The following is a 22,043-nucleotide window of genomic DNA, read 5'->3' as shown; positions in this document are numbered from 1 at the left end:
CCATGGGGGCATGGCGACGGTCCGCCCGCCCCGCTCGCGCCCGGCAGCGCTGAGCCGCGGGCGAGGGCTGGTCTGGCTGGCGCTGCTCGTGGTCCTGGCCGAGGTGTTCCTCCCGCGGGCGCAGGCCGCCGCCGACCGACCGCCGGCCCACGTGGTGCCGGCGGTCGTGGCCGCCTACGGCGGCATCGGCACGCTCGCGGTGGTCCTCGGCCACCAGTTCACTCCGGGGCGGGAGCCGGCACTCGGGCCCCGCGGCCACCGGACGGTCGGGTGGATCGCGCACAACGGGGCCGCCGACCGGCCGTTCCCGACCGCTTCCATGGTCAAGCTGTTCATGGCCGCGGACATCCTGCACCGCAACCGCATCGGCGAGATCCGACTGGACCGGACCGAGTTCGCCCTGTTGCAGGACATGATCCGGCGCTCCGACGACCCGGCGGCCTCGGCACTGTGGGTCCGCTACGGCGGCGGCCGGATGGTCAGCGACGTCGCGGCACGGTACGGACTGACCGGCACCGCTCCCCCGGACGTACCTGGCCAGTGGGGGCAGGCGACCACCACGGCCCGCGACCTCGCCCGCTTCTTCGCCCTGCTGCCGGTCGTGGCGCACCCGTTCGACGCCGCCGCCCTCCAGGTGTGGATGCGGACGGCGACCTCGGAGGCCGCCGACGGCTTCGACCAGAGATTCGGCCTCCTGGCGGCCGCTCCGGCCTTCACCGCGGTCAAGCAGGGGTGGATGTGCTGCGTGGGCGGCAACCGGCACCTGCACTCGGTCGGCATCGTGGGCCACCGGATCGTCGTGCTGCTCAGCGAGGTGCCGAGATCGGTGACCGACGATGCCGCCCGTGCGGCGCTGACCGCCGCGGCCGGCGCACTGCCGCGGCCCCGCGTGCCCTGACCGCGGGATCAACAGGGCGACGCGGGCTCCGCGACGGCGGCGGTCGCCAGGCGGGCGAACCCGACGCGCTCGTAGATCCGGGCGACGTCGTCGTCACCTGCGGCGAGGAAGACCATGTCGGCGGTCTCGGTGGCGTGCGCGACCAGCGCGGAGGTGATGCCGGCTCCCAGGCCGCGTCCGCGCAGCCGCGGCAGGGTGGCCACCCCCACGACCTCGCTGACCTCGGTCCCGTCGATGTCCACCGGCTGGTGCGAGCCCACGGCCACCGGCTCGCCGTTCTCGACGGCCACCATCATCACGGTCCGCCCCGAGGCGATCCGCTCGCGCAGCGCGGCCGTGCGGGCGAGCGCCTCGGCCGAGGAGTCCAGCGGCACGTCCAGCACGTCGCAGGCGCCGCCGGGGTGGGCGAAGGCGGTGGCGGCCACCCGCTGGTAGCGCGGCAGCTCCGGGTCGTCGGCGCCGACGAGGTAGAGGCGGACACCGACCGGCAGCAGGACCTCGACGGGATCGGCGGCCACCAGCAGCGGCAGCTCCTCCACGCTGAGTCCGGCCGCCCGGGCCGCCGCGGCCGTCTCCGGCGAACGCTCCGGCACCCACTCCACGGCGGCGGGCAGACCGGCCGCCTGCAGCAGGCCGACGGCGGCGCGCACGTCGTCGGCGGTCACCGGTCCGGCACCGGACCGCGGCCGGGCCGGGTAGGGCCAGGCGGGATCACCGATCGGGACGTCGAGTGCGCCGGCGGTCTGGATCCGCGCGTCCGGCAGGGGCGCAGCGGCGAAGTAGCGCTCGATGCACTCGAGCAGCCCCGGACGGGTCGGCACACGAAGAACCCTAGACGCGGACGTCGTCGGCGAGCCGCTCCCGGGCCCGTTCGCCCGCGCGGCCCACCCGGGCGGGTGACCCGCGCGTTCGCCGGGGGCGCCCCGGACGGCACCATGTGTGCCGTGACGTCGGAAACGCGCAGCTCGGTCTCGCCGTACGCGGTGTTCGACCGCGACTCGTGGCGAGCTCTGGCCGCCGGTTCCCGACTCCCCCTCGACGAGGCCGAGCTGCGCGCGCTGGCCACGCTCGGCGACCGGATCGACCTCGACGAGGTGGCCACCGTCTACCTGCCACTCGCCGAGCTCCTCGACCTGCACGTCGCGGCGAGCCGCCGGCTGTGGGCGGCCCAGGCGGAGTTCCTCGGGAACACCACCGCCAAGGTCCCGTTCGTCATCGCCGTCGCGGGCAGTGTCGCCGTGGGCAAGAGCACCACCGCGCGGTTGCTCCAGACCCTGCTGGCCGCCGCACCGGGTTCCCCCCGGGTCGACCTGGTCACCACCGACGGCTTCCTGATGCCGAACGCCGCCCTGGACGCCCGGGGACTGCTCGGCCGCAAAGGCTTTCCGGAGAGCTACGACCGGAGGGCGCTGATCCGTTTCCTCGCCGACGTGAAGTCCGGGCGCGACACGGTCACGGCACCGGTCTACGACCACCAGTCCTACGACATCGTCCCGGACGAGTTCCAGGAGGTCGACCGGCCGGACATCCTGGTGGTCGAGGGCCTGAACGTCCTGCAGGCCGGACGGCGGACCGACGGCACCGCGCCCGAGGTGTTCCTCTCCGACTTCTTCGACTTCTCCGTCTATGTCGACGCTGCCGAGGCCGACATCCAGCGCTGGTACGTCGAACGGTTCCTGGCGCTGCGCCGGACGGCGTTCCAGGACAGCACCGCCTACTTCCACCGCTTCGCCGGGCTCACCGACGAGCAGGCCCGCGAGACCGCCCTGGACATCTGGGCCGCCGTCAACGGGCCGAACCTGCGCAGCAACATCGCCCCGACCCGCTCGCGGGCGCGGCTGGTCCTGCAGAAGGCCACCGATCACTCGGTGCGCCGGGTCCTCCTCCGCAAGCTCTGAACCGCGCGACTCGCCGGTCCCACCTGCGGAGACGCCGCAGGGTCACAACCGGGGCTGGCAGTACCTGACGACTCCTTCGGGTGATCTGGTGACCTTGCTCACTCCACCGCTCTTCAGGACGGGCGCACACTTGCCGAATCTGGTAATCGGACGAACACGGTAAGTAACTCTCGGCACCGTGCCGGGAGGCCGAACGGATGTGACGCGATGTGCCACCACGTAACGACCTGCCCCGACGCCACCAGCGAGGCGCGTGACCTCGCCACCGTCGTCAGCAGCCACCCCGAGCAGGGGTGGAGCCTGCTGTGCAACGGCGTCGTCCTGTTCGACGACGACGGCGAGCTGCTCCCCGACGGCAGCGCCGTCCCGGACCACCACACCTGGCTGGCTCCCGAGCTCGCCGGCGCCTAGACGACCGCTCCGCCGGCCGCGGCGCTCTTGGCGGCGGCCTCCAGCCGGCTGCGGTGGCTCTCCCACCACGCCCGGTCGACCTCGGGCATGTTGTCGCTGCCTGCGCGCAGGCCGGCGACACCGTCGATGAGCTCGCGCACGATGTCGGCGTGACCGACGTGCCGGTCGGTCTCGGCGATGACGTGCACGAGGACCCGGTGCAGGGTCACCTCCGCGCGGTCACCCTGCCACCACGGCACCCGGCCGGGGGCCTCCAGCGGGAGCACCCCGATCGTCGCGTCGGCGTGCGCCCACGCCCGCCGGTACAGCGACACGACGTCCGCGCGGGACTCCTCGGCGGTGGCCCACATGTCCCAGTTGGGGTTCGAGCCGTCGTCCTCGATCCAGGCCTTCGCGTCGGCGTCCGGCCGGCCGAACGTCTCACCGAAGTAGCCGAGTTCCACGTAGGCCAGGTGCTTGACCAGGCCCAGCAGGTTGGTGCCGGTCGGGGTCATCGGGCGCCGGACGTCGTACTCCGACAGCCCCTCCAGCTTCCACAGCAGGGCGTCGCGGCCGCGTTGCAGGTAGTTCTGGAGGTCGGCCTTCGCGTCGGTCATGCCGGCCAGCCTGTCAGGACCGGACGACAATCTCCCGTGCGCCGGCAGCCTCAGGCCTGCGCGCCCACCACGTCCGCCGTCGTCCCCAGGTCGTCCGGTGCCCCCGCGCCGCGCGCCGGTACGTGCCCGTTCTCGGCAGGCGCCGAGTCGTGCTCGAAGTCGTGCTCGGCGAACGCCTCCGGCGGCGGGCACGAGCAGACCAGGTTGCGGTCGCCGTAGGCCTGGTCGATCCGCCGCACCGGGCTCAGGTAGCTGCGGCCCTGGAGACCGCGCACCGGGTAGACCGCGGTCGTGCGCGGGTACGGGCGGTCCCACTCCCCCGCCAGCATCGCCAGCGTGTGCGGGGCGTTCCGCAGCGGGTTGTCGGTCCGGTCGTACTCCCCGCTGGCGACCTTCTCGATCTCCCCGCGGATGGCGATCATGGCCTCGACGAACCGGTCGAGCTCGGCCTTGTCCTCGCTCTCGGTCGGCTCGACCATCAGCGTGCCGGCCACCGGGAAGCTCATCGTCGGGGCGTGGAATCCGTAGTCGATCAGTCGCTTGGCGATGTCGTCGTTGGTGACGCCCGTGGACTTGGTCAGCGGCCGGATGTCGAGGATGCACTCGTGCGCGACCAGGCCGGTGGCGCCGGTGTAGAGCACCGGGAAGTGGTCCTTCAGCCGCGCCGCCACGTAGTTGGCCGCGAGGATCGCGTGCTCGGTGGCCGCGAGCAGGCCGTCGGGGCCCATCAGGCGGACGTAGGCCCAGGAGATGGGCAGGATGCCGGCCGAGCCCCACGGGGCGCCGGAGATCGGGCCGGGCCCGGTCTCCGGTCCGGCCGGGACGACCGGGTGGTTGGGCAGGAACGGCACCAGGTGCTCGCGGACGCCGATCGGGCCGACGCCCGGGCCGCCGCCGCCGTGCGGGATGCAGAACGTCTTGTGCAGGTTCAGGTGACTCACGTCGGAGCCGAAGCGCCCGGGCTTGGCCAGCCCGACCATCGCGTTGAGGTTGGCACCGTCCACGTAGACCTGACCGCCGGCGTCGTGCACGGCGCCGCAGATCTCCTGGATGTCGACCTCGAACACCCCGTGCGTCGACGGGTAGGTCAGCATGATCGCAGCGAGCCGCTCGGCGTGCTGGTCCACCTTGGCGTGCAGGTCGGCGACATCGACGTTGCCGGCCTCGTCGCAGGCGACGACGACCACGCGCATGCCGGCCATGACTGCGCTGGCGGCGTTCGTGCCGTGCGCGGAGCTCGGGATCAGACAGACGTCGCGGTGCTCGTCCCCCCGGGAGCGGTGGTAGCTCCGGATGGCCAGCAGGCCGGCGAACTCGCCCTGCGACCCCGCGTTCGGCTGGACGCTGACGGCCGCGTAGCCGGTGACCTCGGCGAGGGCGTCGCACAGCTCCTGGATCAGCTGGGCGTAGCCGCGCGCCTGCTCCAGCGGGACGAACGGGTGCAGGTTCGCGAACTCCGGCCAGGTGATGGCGGCCATCTCGGTGGCGGCGTTGAGCTTCATCGTGCAGGAGCCGAGCGGGATCATCGTGCGGTCGAGCGCGAGGTCCTTGTCGGAGAGGGCGCGCAGGTAGCGCAGCATCGCGGTCTCGGAGCGGTGCGCGGAGAAGACCGGGTGGGTGAGATACGGCGTCCGGCGGCGCAGCGCGGCCGGCAGGGCGTCGTCGCCGTCCCCGTCGACCTCGCCCGGCTCGACGCCGAACGCAGCGGCGACCGACCGCAGGATGTCCACCGTGGTCGTCTCGTCGCAAGCCACCGCCACCGTGTCGGCGTCGACCAGGCGCAGGTTGATCCGCCGTTCGGCGGCAGCCGCGACGACCTCGGCAGCGCGACCGGGGACAGCGACCTCGAGCGTGTCGAAGAAGTGCTCGTGCCCGAGGTCCAGGCCGCCGGCGCGCAGCCAGCCGGCCAGGGCGTACGCGCTGCGGTGCACGCGCGCCGCGATCGCGGCCAGCCCCTCGGGGCCGTGGTAGACGGCGTAGGCGCCGGCCATGACGGCCAGGAGGACCTGCGCGGTGCAGATGTTGCTGGTCGCCTTCTCGCGGCGGATGTGCTGCTCGCGGGTCTGCAGGGCGAGCCGGTAGGCGACATCGCCGTCGGCGTCGACCGACACCCCGACGAGCCGGCCGGGCAGCTGGCGGGCCAGGCCCTCGCGGACGGACAGGTAGCCGGCGTGCGGGCCGCCGTACCCCATGGGGACGCCGAAGCGCTGGCTGGTGCCGCAGGCGACGTCGGCGCCCCACTCCCCCGGCGCCTCGAGCAGCGTGAGCGCGAGCAGGTCGGCGGCGACCACGACGGCGGCGCCTGCCTCGTGCGCGGCCGCGGCGAGGGCCCGGTGGTCGCGGACGGCGCCGCTCGCGCCCGGGTAGGACAGCAGGACGCCGAAGGCGCCGGCCTCGGGCAGGTCGGCCGGCCAGCCGGCGGAGAGGTCGGTGACGTGCAGCGTGATGCCGAGCGGCTCGGCCCGGGTCTGCAGGACGCCGAGGGTCTGCGGGAGCGTGTCGGCGTCGACGACGAAGACCGCCTCGGGCTTCGCGCGGCCGGCCCGGCGGACGAGCGTCATCGCCTCCGCGGCCGCGGTCGCCTCGTCGAGCATGGACGCTCCGGCGACGTCGAGGCCCGTCAGGTCGGCGACCATCGTCTGGAAGTTGATCAGCGCCTCGAGCCGGCCCTGGCTGATCTCCGGCTGGTACGGCGTGTACGCGGTGTACCAGGCGGGGTTCTCCAGGACGGTGCGCTGGATGACGGCCGGGGTGACCGTGCCGTAGTAGCCCAACCCGATCATCGAGGTGTAGACGTCGTTGGCGTCCGCGCGCTCGCGCAACAGACCCAGGACGGCGGCCTCGTCCTGCGCCGCCGGCAGGTCCAGCGGCGTCCGGTCGCGCACGCCCTCGGGGACGCAGGCGTCGACGAGCGACTCGAGCGTCGCGTGGCCGACGGCCGCCAGCATCTCGGCGGTGTCACCGGGGCGAGGCCCGATGTGCCGAGCGGCGAACGAGCCCGCCGGGTGCAGTGAACTCAGGGACGGTAGCGAACCGGCCAGCGGCGCGGTCTGAGCACGGTCGACCATTACTCGAACGCTACCAGCGGACATCGCCACGCCGGAGCGCAGGAAACAGACGTCACACGGGTCCCGACGAGCGGGGTCCCGGAGGGCTCCCCGAGGAGAGGACGGGGCACCACTCGCGCAGCGGTCCCGCCGAGCGGGGGCCCGGAGGGTCCCCCGAGTCGGGACGGGCAGGGCTCAGTGCAGCAGGGGCACGGCACCTGGCCGCGGTTGGAGCCCGTAGGGCGACAGGTTAGACAGCGGCGCGCGCCCGACGGCGCATCGAGAGCTCGTCGTCGCTCGCGTTGACCGGGCCGCCGTCGATCCGCTCGGCAGGGAGCTCGGCGAGCTCACCGGAGAGCTCGCGCAGCGCGCCGGAGACTGCGATGCCGAAGACGCCCTGGCCGCCGGCGAGCAGATCCACGACCTCCTCGGCCGAGGTGCACTCGTAGACGGTGGCGCCGTCGGAGAAGAGGGTGACGTTCGCGAGGTCCTTGATGCCGCGGTTGCGCAGGTGGTCGACGGCCTTCCGGATGTTCTGCAGCGAGACGCCGGTGTCCAGCAGCCGCTTGACGACCTTCAGCACCAGGATGTCGCGGAACGAGTACAGCCGCTGCGTGCCCGAGCCGGTCGCGGTGCGGACCGAGGGCGCGACCAGGCCGGTGCGGGCCCAGTAGTCGAGCTGGCGGTAGGTGATCCCTGCAGCGGCACACGCCGTCGGGCCGCGGTAACCGACGAGATCGGTGTCGACCTCGTCGTAACGCGGCGCGCCGACTGCGGCGTCGCTGAAGAGCTGACCCTGGGAGCCGTTGCTCTGGTCGCTCACGTCAGCGTCCTCCTCTGGTCCCGCAGCGCTCCCGCGCTCCGGGTCGACGGCCCTGCACCTGAAGGGGTATTGCACCCACTGACCTCAGGTGTCACACCGTTGTTGTTCGCCGACCGTAAGCCGGGCGCTGGGGTCGGTCAACTGAGCGGGGCGGCGTGTCGCCCCGCTCATCATTTCGAGTGGAGGTTCTGAGCGTCGCTGCCGATAACGATCGGTTCGCCTCAGGCCCGCTCCCGGGTACCGCCCCGAGCGTGCGAGGGGCGGGGAGGAGGGGGTCCTTCCTCATGCGGGGCCGCCCGAACCCGACCCCGCGCCGAAGTCCTCCGGCGAGATCTGGTCGAGGAACTCGCGGAACTTCTCGACCTCGTCCTCCTGCTCGTCCGGGATCTCGATACCGACCTCGTCGAGCAGGTCGTCGGCGCCGTAGATCGGCGCACCCGTGCGGACGGCGAGGGCGACGGCATCCGACGGACGGGCGCTCACCACGCGGTCGTCGCCGAAGACGAGCTCGGCGATGTAGATGCCGTCGCGCATCTCGGTGATGTTCACGGCCTCAAGCGTCGCCCCCAGCGTGCGGACCACCTCGCGCAGCAGGTCGTGGGTCATCGGCCGGGCCGGACGGACGCCCTGCTGCTCGAAGGCGATCGCAGCGGCCTCGACGGCGCCGATCCAGATGGGCAGGTACCGCTCCCCCTGGGTCTCCTTGAGCAGCAGGATCGGCTGGTTCCCGGGCAGTTCCACCCGGACACCGACGACTCGAAGCTCCTGCACGGTGCGGCTCCCTCAGCTGCAGGCCCGATGGGGTGGGCGGGCGGTCGTGTCGTGAAGCGGGGCGTGCGGCGGGCGGGTCAGGTGCGTCGGCGACGTCCATCTGCGACCCCTCCACGGTACGCCGGAGTCAGGGGCGCAGGAGTTCCCGCAGGCGTGCCTCGAGCAGCGCCGTGTGCAGCTGTGCGGACAGCGTGGCGAGCTCACGGAGCTTCTCGGTGGCGCGGGTCCGGGCCTCCTCCGAGCGCGCCCGGAGCACGGGCGCGACCAGCTGCTCGACCAGCCCGGCCTCCCGTTCCACGCCGGTCCGGTAGACGCGGAGGTGCCGCGGCTCGATGCCGTGCCGGGCCAGACCGGCCGCGGCCCGGGCGATCGGCAGGTCGCCGGCGGGGTGGCGGCCGTCGGCGTCGGTGGCCAGCAGGCCGAACTGCACGCAGTCGGCGAGCTGCTCGGGCTCCAGGCCGGCCGCCCGCGCGAACTGCTCGGCGGTGAGCGGCGGAACCCCGGACTCGGCACCGTCGTCCTGGCCGGCCGGCGGCGGCACCGTCGCTCCGGTCACCGCACCCGGGGGCAGCGGCTCGCCCCGGTCGAGGGCCTCGAGGTGCTCCTTGATGACCCGCAGCGGCAGGTAGTGGTCGCGCTGCGCGGTCAGGACGTAGCGCAGCCGGCTCACGTCGGCGCGGGAGAACTTGCGGTACCCCGACGGCGTGCGCTGCGGGTGGACCAGGTCCTCGGACTCGAGATAGCGGATCTTGCTGATCGTTACGTCGGGGAAGTCGTCGCGAAGAACGGCCAGCACCTCGCCGATGGTGAGCCGCGGCGTGTGCTGGTCGGCGGCGTCCCCGAGCGCGTTGTCGCGCTCGGGCACGGCCGTCACGTCCTGTTCTCGCCCGGGCCCTGGGCGGGCGATCCGGGCGACGACGCCCACATGGGTGCGCTCACTAGCGAGCGGCCGGCTCGCCGGTGCGCGGGCCGGTGAGGTACACGAGGCGGAACTTGCCGATCTGCACCTCGTCACCGCCGGCAAGGGTCGCGACGTCGACCGGCTCGCGGTTGACGTAAGTGCCGTTGAGGCTGCCGACGTCGTGCACGGAGAAGCCGCCGCCCTCGCGGTGGAACTCCACGTGCCGGCGGCTGACCGTCACGTCGTCGAGGAAGATGTCGCTGTCGGGGTGGCGCCCCGCGGTCGTGACGTCCTGGTCCAGGAGGAACCGGCTGCCGGCGTTCGGGCCGCGCTTCACCACCAGCAGCGCCGAACCCGCCGGCAGGGACTCCACCGCGCCGGCGTGCGCATCGGCCGCGGACTCGGCGATCTCGGGCTGCTCGCTGGAGTCCTCGCCGCCGACCTTGGGGATCACGCTGGTCGACTCGCCGACCCGCTCCTGGGAGAGCGCCGAGCCGCACTGCGCGCAGAAGCGACTGCCCTCGGGGTTCTCGTGTCCACATCGAGTGCAGTGCACGTTGCGTCTCCTCCGGTGCGAGGGCCCGCCGCGGGCCTCGGAACGGGCCGCTGGCGGCCGGCGGACGACGGACCGGACAGTCCGTCGAGGGTCGGCTGCCGCGAGCTGAGCGGCGGGCCGTGGGTCATGGAACCAGCCGGTCGGCCCGAGGGTCAACCGGACGTACAGGGTGAGGAACGGCGGGTTCCCCGGCAGCTCACCGGGGCGCCGGACGCCTCAGCGAGATCATAGTGATCTAGCCGCCACCGAGCCCGGCGGCGGCCCGCTCACGACCCGTCGACGAGGGACTGATAGGCGTCGGCGTCGAGCAGCTGACCGATCGGGTCGCCCCCCTCGCCGTGGACGGCGATGTCGACCAGCCAGCCCGCACCGTAGGGATCGGCGTTAATCGTCTCGGGGGCGTCGGCGAGCGCCTCGTTCACGGCCGCCACGACTCCGGCGACCGGCGCGTAGACGTCGGACACCGACTTGGTGGACTCGACCTCGCCGATCGGGGTGCCCGGCCCAACCTCGTCGCCCACCGAGGGCAGCTGGACGAAGACGATGTCGCCCAGCGCGTCCTGCGCGTGGTCGGTGATCCCGACCCGCACGACGGTGGCCGTGCCGTCTGTGCCCTGCACCAGCGCCCACTCGTGCTGGTCGGTGTACCGGCGGTCGTCTGGCGTGGCCATGCGTCGATCGTCTCCTGAGGAGGTCGGTGGTGCGGGACCGGCCTGGGCCGGCGGGGCGCTAATCGCCCGTGTCGGGGGAAGCGTATTGAGGCGTGTCGAGGGGCCGCAACGCGTCCACGACCAGCTCGTCGGACTGGTTGATCGACACCGACGCGCCGCGGCTGGTGAACCGCGGCACCACCCCGCCGGGGATGTTCATGGCCGTCTCCATGTTCTGCGGGGAGCCGATGACGACGAACTCGTAGGGCGCGATGATGGGCCGTCCGTCGATCATCAGGCTGCCGGGGTTCCCGGTGACCGCGGTCGAGACACCCACCCGCACGCCGTCGATCTGCATCGTCTCCGCACCCGCCCCCCGGAGTTCCTGGATCGCGTCGAGGATGTCGGCCACCCGCACCACGTCCTCGGGATCGCGGACGGTCATGGTCAGCCCCGGCCCCTGGGCGGCGATGGTGCCGTTGAGGATGCCGATCGCCTCCGCGCGCCGGCGGGCCTCCTCCAGCGCCGCCGCCGACTGGCTGTCGGAGCTGGTGAGCTGCTGCAGCGCGTTGCGCTGGTCGCTGATCTGCTCGCGCAGCCGCTCCTCGCGGGCGTTGAGGTCGTCGAGGATGCGGACGAGGTCCTCCTCGCGGGCGCCGGCCAGCAGCTGGTCGTTCCCGACGTTCCGCACCTGGACGGCGAAGGCGAAGCCGAGCAGCAGGGTGAGGACGCCGATGAGCGCCGCTGCCAGCGGGTCCCTGCGGCGGCGGGCCGTGATCGCGACCTTGCTGCGGACGACCTCGGTCGCGGGCACGGCTGCCGGAGGTTCGGTGTCGGCCTGCCCGGAGTCGTCAACCGTTTCTACGGGCTCGGCCGGCTCGTCCGCCGGCTGCACCTCGGGCTCCTCCGTCACGTCGGGCTCGGGCTCGGGCTCGGCCGCCACCTCGGCCTCCGTGTCGGCCGCCGTCTCCGGCTCGGCCGCCGTCTCCGGCTCGGCCGCCGTCTCCGGCTCGGCCGGCTCTGCGGGGGCCTCTTCCGCAGTGGGCGAGGGCCGCTCCCCCAGCCGCCCCCGCCCGAACGGGTGCGGCACGGCGTCGTCGTCGTCCGGGTCCGGAGACCCGGGGCGCCCCTGCGGCTGGTCCTCGGTCATGCCCGGAACACGTGCCGTCGGATGGCTGCGGCGTTGCCGAAGATCCGGATGCCGAGGACGACGACGACCGCGGTGGACAGCTGCGCGCCCACGCCCAGCTGGTCGCCCAGGAAGACGATCAGCGCGGCGACGACGACGTTGGACACGAACGAGATGACGAACACCTTGGCGTCGAAGATCCCGTCCAGGCGGGCGCGGAACCCGCCGAAGACGGCGTCCAGGGCGGCCACGACGGCGATCGGCAGGTAGGGCTGCAGCCACAGCGGGACGGTCGGGTCGAAGAAGAGTCCGAGGAGGACACCGGCCGCGAGTCCGAGGATCGGGATCACGGGTCAGCCTCCCGGCGTGGGGTCGGTGGCGGGAGCGTCCCCCGCGGGGGCCTCCGGCACGGCGATGCGGAGCTCGGGCGTACTGGCGGCGGGCAGGGTGAGCTCGTCCTTCCGGGCGTAGTCGAAGCGCAGTCCGAAGGATTCGGAGATGAAGCCGAGCGAGCGCACCTCGGGGCTGAGGAGGAACCGGCCGGCCATCGTGTCGGGGTCGCCGATGGCGCTGATCTCGTAGGGGTTCATGACCGGCTTGAAGTCGACCAGGACGGCCTCGCCGGCGAAGCGGATCGCGGTGAGGGGCCCCAGTCGCTGGCCGTTGATGCTGACGGCTTCGGCGCCGGCGGCCCACAGGGCGTTGACCACGAGCTGGAGGTCGCCGTCGCGCACCCGGCCGCGGGGGTCCTCCTCGGTCGTCCCGCCGACCGGGTCGTCGTCGGCCGTCGGGTCGGCGTTGGCCAGGGTGACCAGCACCCCGGGCCCGGTCACCCGGACCGCCGCGGACCCGCGCTCGGCGCCGGCCAGCTCGTCCAGCACGTCCTGGCCGACCTCGGTGGCGGCCAGCACCTCGTCGCGGGTACGGGTGACCTCGTCGCTGAGGTCCTCGAGCTGGACCGCGAGCTCGTCGCTGATCGCCGACTCGCGGTCGATGTCGCCGACCAGCGCCTCCCGCACCTCCTCGCGGCCGTCGGCCCCGGCCGCGGCCTGGTCGTAGGTGACCGAGACGAGCAGACCGGCGATCGCCATCGTCAGCGCCACGATCGCCCGCCCCCGCCAGCGCGGGCGGGCCGGCGACTGCCCGGCCGCACGGGCAGCGGCCGCCTGCGCGTACGCCGGGTCGAGGGTCTCGGCGAGGACGTCGTCCAGCAGCGAGGCCCCCAGGGAACGCGGGGCACCGCCCCGCGGGGTCGTGGTCACGGCGACGCCGGCACCGTCCGCTCGGCCCGCACGATCCCCGCCACCTGGACGACGTAGAGCAGCCCGGCCAGCAGGTAGAGCGCCGTCCCCCAGATGGTGAGGGCCCAGGCGAACGGTTCGCAGGCCCGGGCGAGCCACCCCGTCCCGTCGGCGATCAGCAGCACCGGGAAGGCGTAGAGGAGCAGCAGCGTCGCCGCCTTGCCCAGGTAGTGCACCTGCAGCGGCGGATACCCGTAGGCCCGGAGCACCAGCAGCATGACGCCCAGCACGAGCTCCCGGCCGACCAGCAGCGCCGTCACCCAGAGGGGCACGATGTCGCGCAGGGTCAGCGCCACGAGCGTGGCCACGATGTAGAGCCGGTCGGCGGCCGGGTCGAGGAGCGCGCCCAGCCGGCTCCCCTGGTTCAGCCAGCGGGCCAGCTTGCCGTCGAGCCAGTCGGTGAAGCCCGACACCATGAGGATGACCAGGGCCCAGCCGTCCTCCTCCGGGCCGAGCAGCAGCCAGAGGAACACCGGCACGCCGAGCAGCCGCAGCACCGAGAGCGCGTTGGGCAGGGTCCACACCCGGTCGGGCAGGTCCTCGCGGTCCAGCACCACCGGGGCGCCGGCCGGCCGGTCCGAGGGAACGGGAACAGGCGCCGACGGACCGTTCGACGACGTCACCACGCCTCCACCCCGCCCGACAGCCCGCTGCACACCGTGCCCGAGGCTAGTAGAAGGACGGCGTCCTCCTCACCACTCGCAGGCCTGCGGCGAGCCTCTGGACGGGCCGACCCTAGGCGGGGACCGCCACCGAGGCGGGGGCGGCCTCGTAGCCGAGCGGGCTCCGGGAGAAGCTCCCGGTGCCGTGGGTGACCGAGCGCAGCACCCCCGGGTAGGTGAGCAGCTCGATCTCGGGCACCTCGGCGCGCACCGTCGTCCGGTCGCGGGACGGATCGGCCTCGCTGCCGGTGACGCGGGCCCGTCGTCCGGACAGGTCGCTCATCACCGCCCCGACGAACTCCGCGGGGACGACGACCTGCACCTCGCACCAGGGCTCGAGCACCCGGGTGCCGGCGGCCGCGGCCAGCTCCCGCAGCGCCAGCGCACCGGCCGCCTGGAACGCGGCGTCGGAGGAGTCGACCGAGTGGGACTTGCCGTCGACCAGCGTCAGGCGGACGTCGACGAGCGGCCGGTCGCCGCTGATGCCGCGCTCGGCCTGCGTCCGGATGCCCTTCTCCACGCTGCCGTGGAACTGGCTGGGCACCGTGCCGCCGACGATCTTCTGCTCGAAGACGACGCCCGATCCGGGCGCCCCGGGTTCGGCCTCCACCACGACGACGGCGTACTGCCCGTGGCCACCGGACTGCTTGACGTGCCGCCCGGTGACCCGCGCCGACCCCGCAAGCGTCTCCACCATCGGGACGCGGACGGGCACGGTGTTCACCGCGACGCCGTGCCGGGTGCGCAGCCGTTCGAGCAGGACCTCGGCGTGCGCCTCCCCCACGCACCACAGCAGCAGCTGCCCGGTGTCCGGACGGCGCTCCAGCCGGACGGTCGGGTCCTCGGCGACGAGCCGGGCCAGTGCCGTGGCCAGCCGGTCCTCGTCGGCGCGGGATGCCGCCTCGACGGCGACCGGCAGTTGCGGGACGGGGAGCTCCCAGGGCAGGACGACCCGCGGGTCCTCCGGGGAGGACAGGGTGTCGCCGGTCTCCGCGCTGACCAGCCGCGCCAGCGCGCAGATGTCCCCCGCCGGGCAGGCCGCCACCGGGCGCAGGGTGGCGCCGAGGGGCGAGGAGATCGCGCTGACGCGTTCGTCGACGTCGTGGTCGGGGTGCCCCCGGTCGGCCAGGCCGTGGCCGGAGACGTGTACGGGGGTGTCGGGTCGCAGCGTGCCGGAGAAGACCCGGACCAGCGACACCCGGCCGAGATAGGGATCGGTGGTGGTCTTCACGACCTCGGCGACGAGCGGCCCGTCGGGGTCGCAGGTCAGCGGGGGGGCCGCGGAGCCGTTCGGGCGGTAGACCGTCGGGCAGCCGTGCTCCATCGGGCACGGGAAGGCCGAGACGAGCAGGTCGAGCAGCTCTGGTACGCCGACGCCGCTCAGCGGGGCGACGCACAGGACCGGGTGGAAGTGCCCACGGGCGACCGCGGTCTCCAGGTCGCTGACCAGATCGGCGACGACCAGTTCCTCTCCGGCGAGGTAGCGGTCCATCAGCGTCTCGTCCTCGCTCTCGCCGATGATCCCCTCGATCAGCTCGCCGCGGAGCCGGTCGGCGTCGACGGCGGCCGTGTTCGCCTCGGGATGCGGCTCGAGCAGCGACACCAGGGACCGCACCGCGCCGTCCGGACCCCGCTCGAGCAGGTGCAGCGGGAAGACCCCCTCCCCCAGCATCCGCTGGCACATCCGGACGGCGTCGTCGACGTCCGCGCGGGCGCGGTCGAGCTGGGTGATGACGACGGCGCGCGGCATGCCCACCGCGGCGCACTCCTCCCAGAGCTGGACGGTGGTGGCGTCCACGCCGTTGACGGCGGAGACGACGAAGAGGGCGGCGTCCGCGGCGCGCAGGCCCGCCCGCAGCTCACCGACGAAGTCAGGCGACCCGGGGGTGTCCAGCAGGGTGATGCGGTGGCCGTCGTGCTCGACCGTGGCCACGCCGAGCGACACCGAGCGCTGCTGGCGGACCTCGACGTCCTCGGTGTCGAGACAGGTGGTGCCGTCCTCCACCCGGCCGGCCCGGGGCAGCGCACCGGTGGCGACGAGCAGGGCCTCGGCCAGGGTGGTCTTCCCCGACCCGGCGTGGCCCACGAGGGCCACGTTGCGCACTTTGCCGGCGGGACGCGGTGCCGGCGCCGTCGCGGTGTCCTTCGCCATGAGTTCGGCCCCTCAGCTTCGTGAGGGGCCGGGTCGGACGACGGCCGGGGTTCCGGCCGGGTAGAACAGCGCGGTGTGCCCGTCGGGCGCCCACCGCACGCGGTACGGCGGACCACCGCCGGGCTCATGGCACTCGATCACCTCACCGGTGCGTTCCGGCTCTCCCTGGTGGGTCGAGTGGACGACGATCGTGTCTCCGACATGGGCTTCCACGGCAGTCTCCAAGGCGTTGCCCGGCTGTGTCCTGCATCACAGCCTGCCCGTACCGGGGGGCCCGATCAAGGCCCTGACGAGTGCGACCTGCGCGCGGGCGGCGCGTCGTGGCCCAGGCGTTCAGCGGCCCGCGGCGAGGAGGGCGGACAGCTTGTCGAGGCTGTCGTTCCAGCCGCTGCGATGCAGGGCGAGCCGCTCGTCGGTCGCGAAATCCCCCTGCCGCAGCGACAGCTCCGTGGCGCCGCCGGCGTCGGCCAGGGTCAGCGTCACGACCGTCTCCCGATCGTCGGGCGTCGGCTCGTCCCAGCGGAAGGTGTAGGCGAGTGCGGACGGCGGGGTGACCTCGAGGAACTCCCCCGACACGTGGAACCGGTCGCCGTCGGGTGGCTGCATCGTGAACCGGTAGCGGCCGCCCACCCGGAGATCGAGCTCGATCTCCGGGGTCGTGAACAGGCGCGGCCCCCACCACCTGGCCAGGTCGTCGGGCCGGATCATCGCGTCGAAGACCCGTTCCCGGGGCGCCGCCACCACGTGCCTCAGGAACAGGACGAACGGGCCGACCGGCCGGCTCATGCCGAGACCTTCCCACCGTGGTGCGCGGGGATGGCCTTTCCCGCCCGTGGCAGTGGTCGAATGCGCCGGAACAGCCCGTCGACGGACCGGGAGGCATCAGCGATGGCGCAGTACGTGGAGGCCGGCGGGGTGCGCACCTGGTACGACGAGGTCGGCGACGGCGAACCGCTGGTCCTGATGCACGGCGGCCTGGTGGACGCGCGCTTCTTCGCACCGAACCTGGCCCCGCTGGCCCAACGCTTCCGCGTCTACACGCCCGAACGGCGCGGGCACGGCCACACGCCCGACGTCGAGGGACCGATCACCTACCAGCTCATGGCCGACGACACGATCGCCTTCCTGGACAAGGTGATCGGCGGCCCGGCGGACCTGGTCGCGCACAGCGACGGCGCCTTCGTGGCGATGCTGGTGGCCATGCAGCGTCCCGATCTGGTCCACCGGCTGGTGATGATCAGCGGCGGGTTCGACAAGTCCGGCGAGGCGGCGCCGGACATGGAGTTCGACGTCGACCAGGTGGTGGCGTTCCTGGGCGAGGCCTACGGCGAGGTGTCACCGGACGGCGTGGAGCACTTCCCCGTGGTGGTGGCGAAGATCGGCGAGATGATGAAGGCCGAGCCGCGGATGGACGTCGCCGAGCTGTCCCGGGTCCGTGCCCGCTCGCTGGTCATGTTCGCCGACGACGACCTGATGACCCTCTCGCATGCGGTCGAGATGTTCGAGGCGCTGCCGGACGCCGAATTGGCCGTCGTCCCCGGGACGTCGCACTTCCTGACGCAGGAGAAGCCGCACCTGGTGAACGCGCTGGTGCTGGACTTCCTCACCAACGACCCGGTCCCGACCGTCGCACCGATCCGCCGGGCTCCCCACCCCGACTGACGCCGACCGGCCCAAGGCTCCGGCCACCCGGGATCGCGCAGCGGTCAGCCGCCGTACGCCGACCCGTGGCCCGCGAGCTGCTGACAGGTGTTGGCCAGGTCGCCGGACGGCGGACGGTGCACGACCTGGCTGACCGGCGGGGCCTCGCCGGCCGTGACCCACTCGGTGAGGCGCTGGAACGCCTCGCGGTAGCAGGGCAGGATCGGCCGGATCTCGGCCGGATAGAGGTCGGCACGGTCGTCGACGTGGTTCCCGTCCTCGATCGTGTAGTAGCGGTGCAGATCGCTCCGGCCGGCGTCGGCGATCATCGCCGTGTAGACGTCGGAGTCCGCGCGGATCGGCAGCAGGGCGTCGAGGTCCCCGTGCAGGGTGAGCATCGGCTTGCCGATGTCGCCGGTCAGGGACACCGACGCGACGGCGTCCTTCACTGCCTGCGGACGCGAGGCGTAGTCGTACTCGGCGTCGCAGGCCGTCGGCGTCCCGGGGGCGGTACCGGTGCGGCAGAACGGTGTCCCCGCCTTGGTCGCGCCGTCGTACTCGGGGTCGAAGGCCTCGCGGTAGCTGCGCTGGGTGAGGTCCCAGTAGACGGCGTAGTGGTCGGGCCACAGCACCTCGGAGCCGGGCTCGAACCCGACGTCGTACATGCGCTGGCGGGCGGCGGGATCCACCGCGGCCTGGGGGTACTCGCGCAGCGCCGTCGGCAGGTAGGTGAAGAGGTTGGGCCCGTCGGCGGTCATCAGCGTGCCCTCCCAGTCCACGCCGCCGTCGTAGAGCTCGGGCCGGTTCTCCAGCTGCCACCGGGTGAGGTAGCCGCCGTTGGAGATGCCGGTCATCCACGTGCGGGCCGGGGCGGAGCCGTACCGCTGGGCGACGACCTCCTTGGCGGCGACGGTGAGCTCGGAGACCCGGTCGTGCCACTCGCGCACCGCCTGGCCCGGCGCCGAGCGCGAGCCGTTCTCGTAGAAGGAGGTGCCGCTGTTGCCCTTGTCGGTCGAGGCGTAGGCGTAGCCCTGGGACAGCATCCAGTCGCTGAGGATGTAGTCGGGGGCGTACTGCTTGCGCACGCCCGGCGCACCGGTGATCACCAGCTGGCCGTTCCAGTTCTCGGGCAGCCGGATCACGAACTGGGAGTCGTGGTTCCAGCCGTAGGTCGTGTTCGTCGTCGAGTCGTCCGGGAAGTAGCCGTCGATCTGGATCCCGGCACCTGCCGGCGGATTCACGGTCTGCTTGGAGTGCAGACCGGCCCAGTCGCTGATGTCGCTGCGGCCCTTCGCGGCCAGTGCGGTGGCCGACAGGTCGGTCTGGCACTCCGCGCGCTGGAGCTCCGCCCCGGGCACCTGGATCGCCTCCATGCCGGAGCACGGCCCGCCCCCCGTCGCGCCGGCAGGGGTGGTCAGCCACGACGCGACCAGCACCGGGACGAGGGGCAGGAGCAGCAGGCGGCGAACCGAGAACATGGGCATTCCCCTTCGAGGAAGCGGCGACCATCGGCACTGATCAACGAGCCGGGACCGCCGAGGTGACGCCCGCCACCGGCCCGCCCGATAGCGTGACCTGCGACATGCCCGCCCTCCCCGGTAAGGCCGCCCCGCTCATGGACGCGATGTTCAGCCCCCAGACCGACGCCGCGATCGCCTCCGCCCGGCAGCACTCCGTCGGCGACCTGCTGCGCCGGACGGCCGCCCGGTATCCGGACAAGCTCGCCGTCGTCGCCGGCGATCACCGGTTCACCTACGCGGAGTTCGAGGCCGCCGCGAACCGCACCGCACATGCCTTGGCCGACCGGGGGCTGGCGAAGGGCGACCGACTGGCGCTGCTCAGCCACAACTCGTGGCAGTACGCGGTGCTCGCGTTCGCCACCGCCAAGCTGGGCGTCGTCCTCGTGCCGATCAACTTCATGCTGGGCCCGGACGAGATCGCCTTCATCCTCCGGCACTCCGGGGCCACCGGGATGGTGAGCGAGGACGCGCTGGCGACCACTGCGGAGAAGGCGCTCGCCACGGCCGAGGTGCAGGGCGGCGTCCGCGGGTGGATCGGGCTCTCCGGAGCTGCGGCCGGGGCCGGCTGGGAGGACGTCGACGCGTGGTGGCGGGCGGGCGACGAGAGCGCGCCGGACGTCGCGGTGGCCGACGACGACCCCCTCCGCCTGATGTACACGTCGGGCACCGAGTCCCGTCCCAAGGGCGTCGTGCTCTCCAGCCGTTCGCTGATCAGCCAGTACGTCAGCTGCGTGATCGACGGGGGCATGAGCGCCGACGACGTCGAGGTGCACGCGCTCCCGATGTACCACTGCGCCCAGCTCGACTGCTTCTTCTCCGTCGACGTCTACCTCGGCGCGACGAGCATCATCCTGCCGTCGCCCGACCCGGCGGCGATCCTCGCCACCATCGCGCGCGAGCAGGTCACGAAGCTGTTCTGCCCCCCGACGGTGTGGATCTCGCTGCTGCGACACCCCGACTTCGACGCCACCGACCTGAGCAGCCTGCGCAAGGGCTACTACGGCGCCTCGGCGATGCCGGTGGAGGTCCTCCGCGAGCTGCAGCAGCGGCTTCCCGACGTCGCGCTGTGGAACTTCTACGGCCAGACCGAGATGTCCCCGCTGGCCACGATCCTGCGCCCGGACGAGCAGCTGGAGCGGGCCGGCTCGGCCGGGCGGGCGGCGCTGAACGTGGAGACGCGGGTGGTCGACGACGAGGGCACCCCCGTTCCGCCGGGCGAGGTCGGCGAGATCGTCCACCGCAGCCCGCACGCAACCCTGGGCTACTACGAGGACGAGGAGAAGACGGCGGCCGCCTTCGCCGGTGGCTGGTTCCACTCCGGCGACCTCGGCGTCCTCACGGCGGACGGTTACCTGTCGGTGGTCGACCGCAAGAAGGACATGATCAAGACCGGCGGCGAGAACGTCGCCAGCCGCGAGATCGAAGAGGCGATCTACGAGCTGGACGGCGTCGCCGAGGTCGCCGTCTTCGGCATCAGCCACCCGCACTGGATCGAGGCGGTCACCGCGGTCGTCGTCCCGAAGCCGGGCGCCGCGATCAGCGCGGACGACGTGAGTGCGCACGCCCGCGCCCGGCTCGCGTCCTACAAGCGCCCCAAGTACGTCGTGCTGGCCGACGCCCTGCCGAAGAACCCCAGCGGCAAGATCCTCAAGCGCGAACTGCGCGAGGTCCACGCCGGTCTGGCGCAGACCGATGCGGGGATCCAGGACGGCTGACGGGAGACCACTGCTCCGCGGTCAGGCGGTGCGCGCCTCGTGCAGCGCCCGCCGCAACTGCCGGCGGGTGCTCACGCCGACCTTCGCGAAGACCTTGCGGAGATGCGACTCCACCGTCCGGGAGCTGAGGTACAGCTGGGCGCCGATCTCCGGGTTGGTGAGCCCCTCGGCAGCGAGCCGGGCCATGTGGCCCTCTTGGGCCGTGAGTTCTCCCGCCGCCTCCACGGAGCGTCTGCGAACGGTCTCGCCCGTGGCGAGGAGCTCGCGTCGTGCCTGATCGGCGAACGCCTCGACCCCCATCGCGGTGAATGCTTCGCAGGCGGTCCGGAGCTGGGCCGGGCGGCGTTCCGGCCCCTGCGCTGCCGCCCGCCGGCTCAGACAACCACTTCGGCCAGCGACTCCGGGGCGAACAGCTCCTCGGGCTCGTAGCGCCGAGTCGCCAGGCCCTGCTCGTGGGAGTACCGGAGGAAGGTCGACAGCGTCGTCCGGTTCGGTTCCAGGCCGTAGGGCCACCAGTCCTCGCCGAGGGCCAGTCGGGTGCGCTCCACCTCCGCCCACAGCCACGGCAGGGCGTACGGCAGCGCCGCTGTCTCCCCGATCCCGGCGAGCGCCAGCTGCTTGGCGGTGGCGCAGGCCTTGACCAGCTCGCGGGCGAGCCACCGGTGTTGCTGGTAGACGTTCCGGCGGATGACGAGCGTGTGCATGATCGGGAAGATGCCGGTGCGGGCGTGGTACTCGCGCTCGGCGGCCACCGGGTCGGGCAGCAGGCGGCGCAGCCCCCCGCGGTCCGGGCGGTTGAACGGACCGGGGTTGCGGGCGGAGTAGACGGCGTCGAGTGCGCCGCCGAGGAGCAGGTCGGAGAGCGTCTCCCCCGCACCGACAGGCTCGACGTCGACGTCCGGGGGCAGGTCCAGGCGCATCTTCTCCACGCGGCCGGCGGTGTCGAGCCCGCCGGTGCGGTAGCGGACCGACGCCACGGGGACGCCGTGGTGCTCGGCCAGGATGCCGCGGATCCAGACAGCAGCGGTGATCTGGTACTCCGGCACCCCGACGGTCGTCCCGGCCAGTTCCGCGAGGTCGGTGAGCGGGGAATCCTCGCGGACGTAGACGCCGCTGTGCCGGAAGGCGCGGGACGGGAAGACGGGTACGGCCACGAAGGGCGCGTCACGACCGAGTGTCAGGACGTAGCTGGACAGCGAGAGCTCCGCGATGTCGAACTCGGCGAAGCTCAGCATGCGGAAGAAGGTCTCCTCCACCGGCAGGTCGAGGAAGTTCAGCTCGACGCCGGCGATCCGCACCGTGCCGTCCCGGAGCGGCTGCATGCGGTCGTAGGCCTGGCAGGCCATGGTCAGTGCGGGCGCGGCCATGGTCG

At 73.0% G+C, this 22,043-nt stretch carries 23 protein-coding genes; 5 read left to right on the top strand and 18 right to left on the bottom strand.

The genetic code is table 11. The annotated features are described in order from the left end of the window. The first annotated feature begins 10 nt into the window (after positions 1–10). Complete coding sequence (locus E4P38_RS18950) at positions 11–898, top strand: serine hydrolase (protein WP_135133515.1); 888 nt, start codon at positions 11–13, stop codon at positions 896–898. 8 nt (positions 899–906) lie between these two features. On the opposite strand, the gene E4P38_RS18945 is transcribed toward E4P38_RS18950, so the two are convergent. After that, positions 907–1,719 carry a GNAT family N-acetyltransferase gene (locus E4P38_RS18945; RefSeq protein ID WP_135133514.1) on the bottom strand — a complete coding sequence of 271 codons (813 nt, stop codon included), beginning with the start codon at positions 1,717–1,719 and terminating at the stop codon, positions 907–909. A 114-nt stretch (positions 1,720–1,833) separates the two neighbouring features. Between E4P38_RS18945 and coaA the strand changes: the two genes are divergently transcribed. Next, positions 1,834–2,796: a type I pantothenate kinase gene (coaA, locus tag E4P38_RS18940; protein WP_135133513.1), complete on the top strand. Its 963-nt coding sequence runs from the start codon at positions 1,834–1,836 to the stop codon at positions 2,794–2,796. Between the two features lie 207 nt (positions 2,797–3,003). Then, on the top strand, positions 3,004–3,207 hold the full coding sequence (locus tag E4P38_RS18935; protein ID WP_135133512.1) for a DUF5999 family protein: 204 nt from the start codon (positions 3,004–3,006) through the stop codon (positions 3,205–3,207). Here E4P38_RS18935 and E4P38_RS18930 read toward each other — a convergent pair. The 14 genes from E4P38_RS18930 to E4P38_RS18865 all read right to left on the bottom strand — a co-directional run bounded on the left by E4P38_RS18930 (position 3,204) and on the right by E4P38_RS18865 (position 16,581). Next, on the bottom strand, positions 3,204–3,803 hold the full coding sequence (locus E4P38_RS18930) for a DinB family protein (protein ID WP_135133511.1): 600 nt from the start codon (positions 3,801–3,803) through the stop codon (positions 3,204–3,206). The two genes, E4P38_RS18935 and E4P38_RS18930, sit on opposite strands and share 4 nt — an antisense overlap. A gap of 50 nt (positions 3,804–3,853) precedes the next feature. Beyond that, positions 3,854–6,871, bottom strand: a complete 3,018-nt coding sequence (gene gcvP, locus E4P38_RS18925; RefSeq protein WP_135133510.1) for an aminomethyl-transferring glycine dehydrogenase — start codon at positions 6,869–6,871, stop codon at positions 3,854–3,856. 229 nt (positions 6,872–7,100) lie between these two features. Then, positions 7,101–7,673, bottom strand: coding sequence for a MerR family transcriptional regulator (locus E4P38_RS18920; RefSeq protein ID WP_209309197.1), 573 nt, complete (start codon positions 7,671–7,673; stop codon positions 7,101–7,103). A gap of 282 nt (positions 7,674–7,955) precedes the next feature. Beyond that, complete coding sequence (locus tag E4P38_RS18915; protein ID WP_135133508.1) at positions 7,956–8,444, bottom strand: bifunctional nuclease family protein; 489 nt, start codon at positions 8,442–8,444, stop codon at positions 7,956–7,958. Between the two features lie 127 nt (positions 8,445–8,571). Beyond that, positions 8,572–9,318: a MerR family transcriptional regulator gene (locus tag E4P38_RS18910; RefSeq protein WP_135133507.1), complete on the bottom strand. Its 747-nt coding sequence runs from the start codon at positions 9,316–9,318 to the stop codon at positions 8,572–8,574. A 64-nt stretch (positions 9,319–9,382) separates the two neighbouring features. Then, entirely contained in the window at positions 9,383–9,901 is a 519-nt protein-coding gene (locus E4P38_RS18905) for an FHA domain-containing protein (RefSeq protein ID WP_135133506.1), read from the bottom strand. 266 nt (positions 9,902–10,167) lie between these two features. Next, entirely contained in the window at positions 10,168–10,572 is a 405-nt protein-coding gene (gcvH, locus tag E4P38_RS18900; protein WP_135133505.1) for a glycine cleavage system protein GcvH, read from the bottom strand. A 58-nt stretch (positions 10,573–10,630) separates the two neighbouring features. Further along, a complete protein-coding gene (locus E4P38_RS18895; protein WP_209309196.1) occupies positions 10,631–11,701 on the bottom strand; it encodes a DUF881 domain-containing protein in 1,071 nt (356 codons plus the stop codon). Next, positions 11,698–12,030: a small basic family protein gene (locus E4P38_RS18890; RefSeq protein ID WP_097183245.1), complete on the bottom strand. Its 333-nt coding sequence runs from the start codon at positions 12,028–12,030 to the stop codon at positions 11,698–11,700. Before E4P38_RS18890 ends, E4P38_RS18895 begins: the two co-directional genes overlap by 4 nt. Before the next feature lie 3 nt (positions 12,031–12,033). Then, positions 12,034–12,942 (bottom strand): DUF881 domain-containing protein, encoded by a 909-nt coding sequence (locus E4P38_RS18885; RefSeq protein ID WP_135133504.1) that lies wholly within the window; start codon positions 12,940–12,942, stop codon positions 12,034–12,036. Further along, positions 12,939–13,604: a CDP-alcohol phosphatidyltransferase family protein gene (locus E4P38_RS18880; RefSeq protein ID WP_245161148.1), complete on the bottom strand. Its 666-nt coding sequence runs from the start codon at positions 13,602–13,604 to the stop codon at positions 12,939–12,941. The genes E4P38_RS18885 and E4P38_RS18880 overlap by 4 nt, the downstream gene beginning before the upstream one ends. Before the next feature lie 112 nt (positions 13,605–13,716). After that, complete coding sequence (locus E4P38_RS18875; RefSeq protein ID WP_135133503.1) at positions 13,717–15,795, bottom strand: elongation factor G-like protein EF-G2; 2,079 nt, start codon at positions 15,793–15,795, stop codon at positions 13,717–13,719. 12 nt (positions 15,796–15,807) lie between these two features. Next, positions 15,808–16,008, bottom strand: a complete 201-nt coding sequence (locus tag E4P38_RS18870; protein WP_135133502.1) for a DUF1918 domain-containing protein — start codon at positions 16,006–16,008, stop codon at positions 15,808–15,810. 120 nt (positions 16,009–16,128) lie between these two features. Then, positions 16,129–16,581, bottom strand: a complete 453-nt coding sequence (locus E4P38_RS18865; RefSeq protein ID WP_135133501.1) for an SRPBCC domain-containing protein — start codon at positions 16,579–16,581, stop codon at positions 16,129–16,131. 102 nt (positions 16,582–16,683) lie between these two features. Here E4P38_RS18865 and E4P38_RS18860 point away from each other — a divergent pair, with 102 nt between their 5' ends. Then, entirely contained in the window at positions 16,684–17,457 is a 774-nt protein-coding gene (locus E4P38_RS18860; RefSeq protein WP_135133500.1) for an alpha/beta hydrolase, read from the top strand. A gap of 44 nt (positions 17,458–17,501) precedes the next feature. Here the strand turns inward: E4P38_RS18860 and E4P38_RS18855 are convergent, their stop codons facing one another. Continuing rightward, complete coding sequence (locus E4P38_RS18855; RefSeq protein WP_245161147.1) at positions 17,502–18,914, bottom strand: tannase/feruloyl esterase family alpha/beta hydrolase; 1,413 nt, start codon at positions 18,912–18,914, stop codon at positions 17,502–17,504. Positions 18,915–19,018: 104 nt separating this feature from the next. Here E4P38_RS18855 and E4P38_RS18850 point away from each other — a divergent pair, with 104 nt between their 5' ends. Next, positions 19,019–20,671, top strand: a complete 1,653-nt coding sequence (locus tag E4P38_RS18850) for an acyl-CoA synthetase (protein WP_245161146.1) — start codon at positions 19,019–19,021, stop codon at positions 20,669–20,671. A 21-nt stretch (positions 20,672–20,692) separates the two neighbouring features. On the opposite strand, the gene E4P38_RS23910 is transcribed toward E4P38_RS18850, so the two are convergent. After that, entirely contained in the window at positions 20,693–20,971 is a 279-nt protein-coding gene (locus E4P38_RS23910; RefSeq protein WP_135133499.1) for a helix-turn-helix transcriptional regulator, read from the bottom strand. A 74-nt stretch (positions 20,972–21,045) separates the two neighbouring features. Beyond that, the gene (locus E4P38_RS18840; protein ID WP_135133498.1) at positions 21,046–22,038 is read right to left on the bottom strand and encodes an ABC transporter substrate-binding protein; all 993 of its coding nucleotides are present in this window, start codon (positions 22,036–22,038) and stop codon (positions 21,046–21,048) included. Positions 22,039–22,043 lie beyond the last annotated feature (5 nt).

This window comes from Blastococcus sp. CT_GayMR16 (genome assembly GCF_004570875.1).
Classification (GTDB): Bacteria; Actinomycetota; Actinomycetes; order Mycobacteriales; family Geodermatophilaceae; genus Blastococcus_B.
Note: the sequence above shows the minus strand (reverse complement) of the source record. Positions and strands in the feature narration are given on the sequence as shown.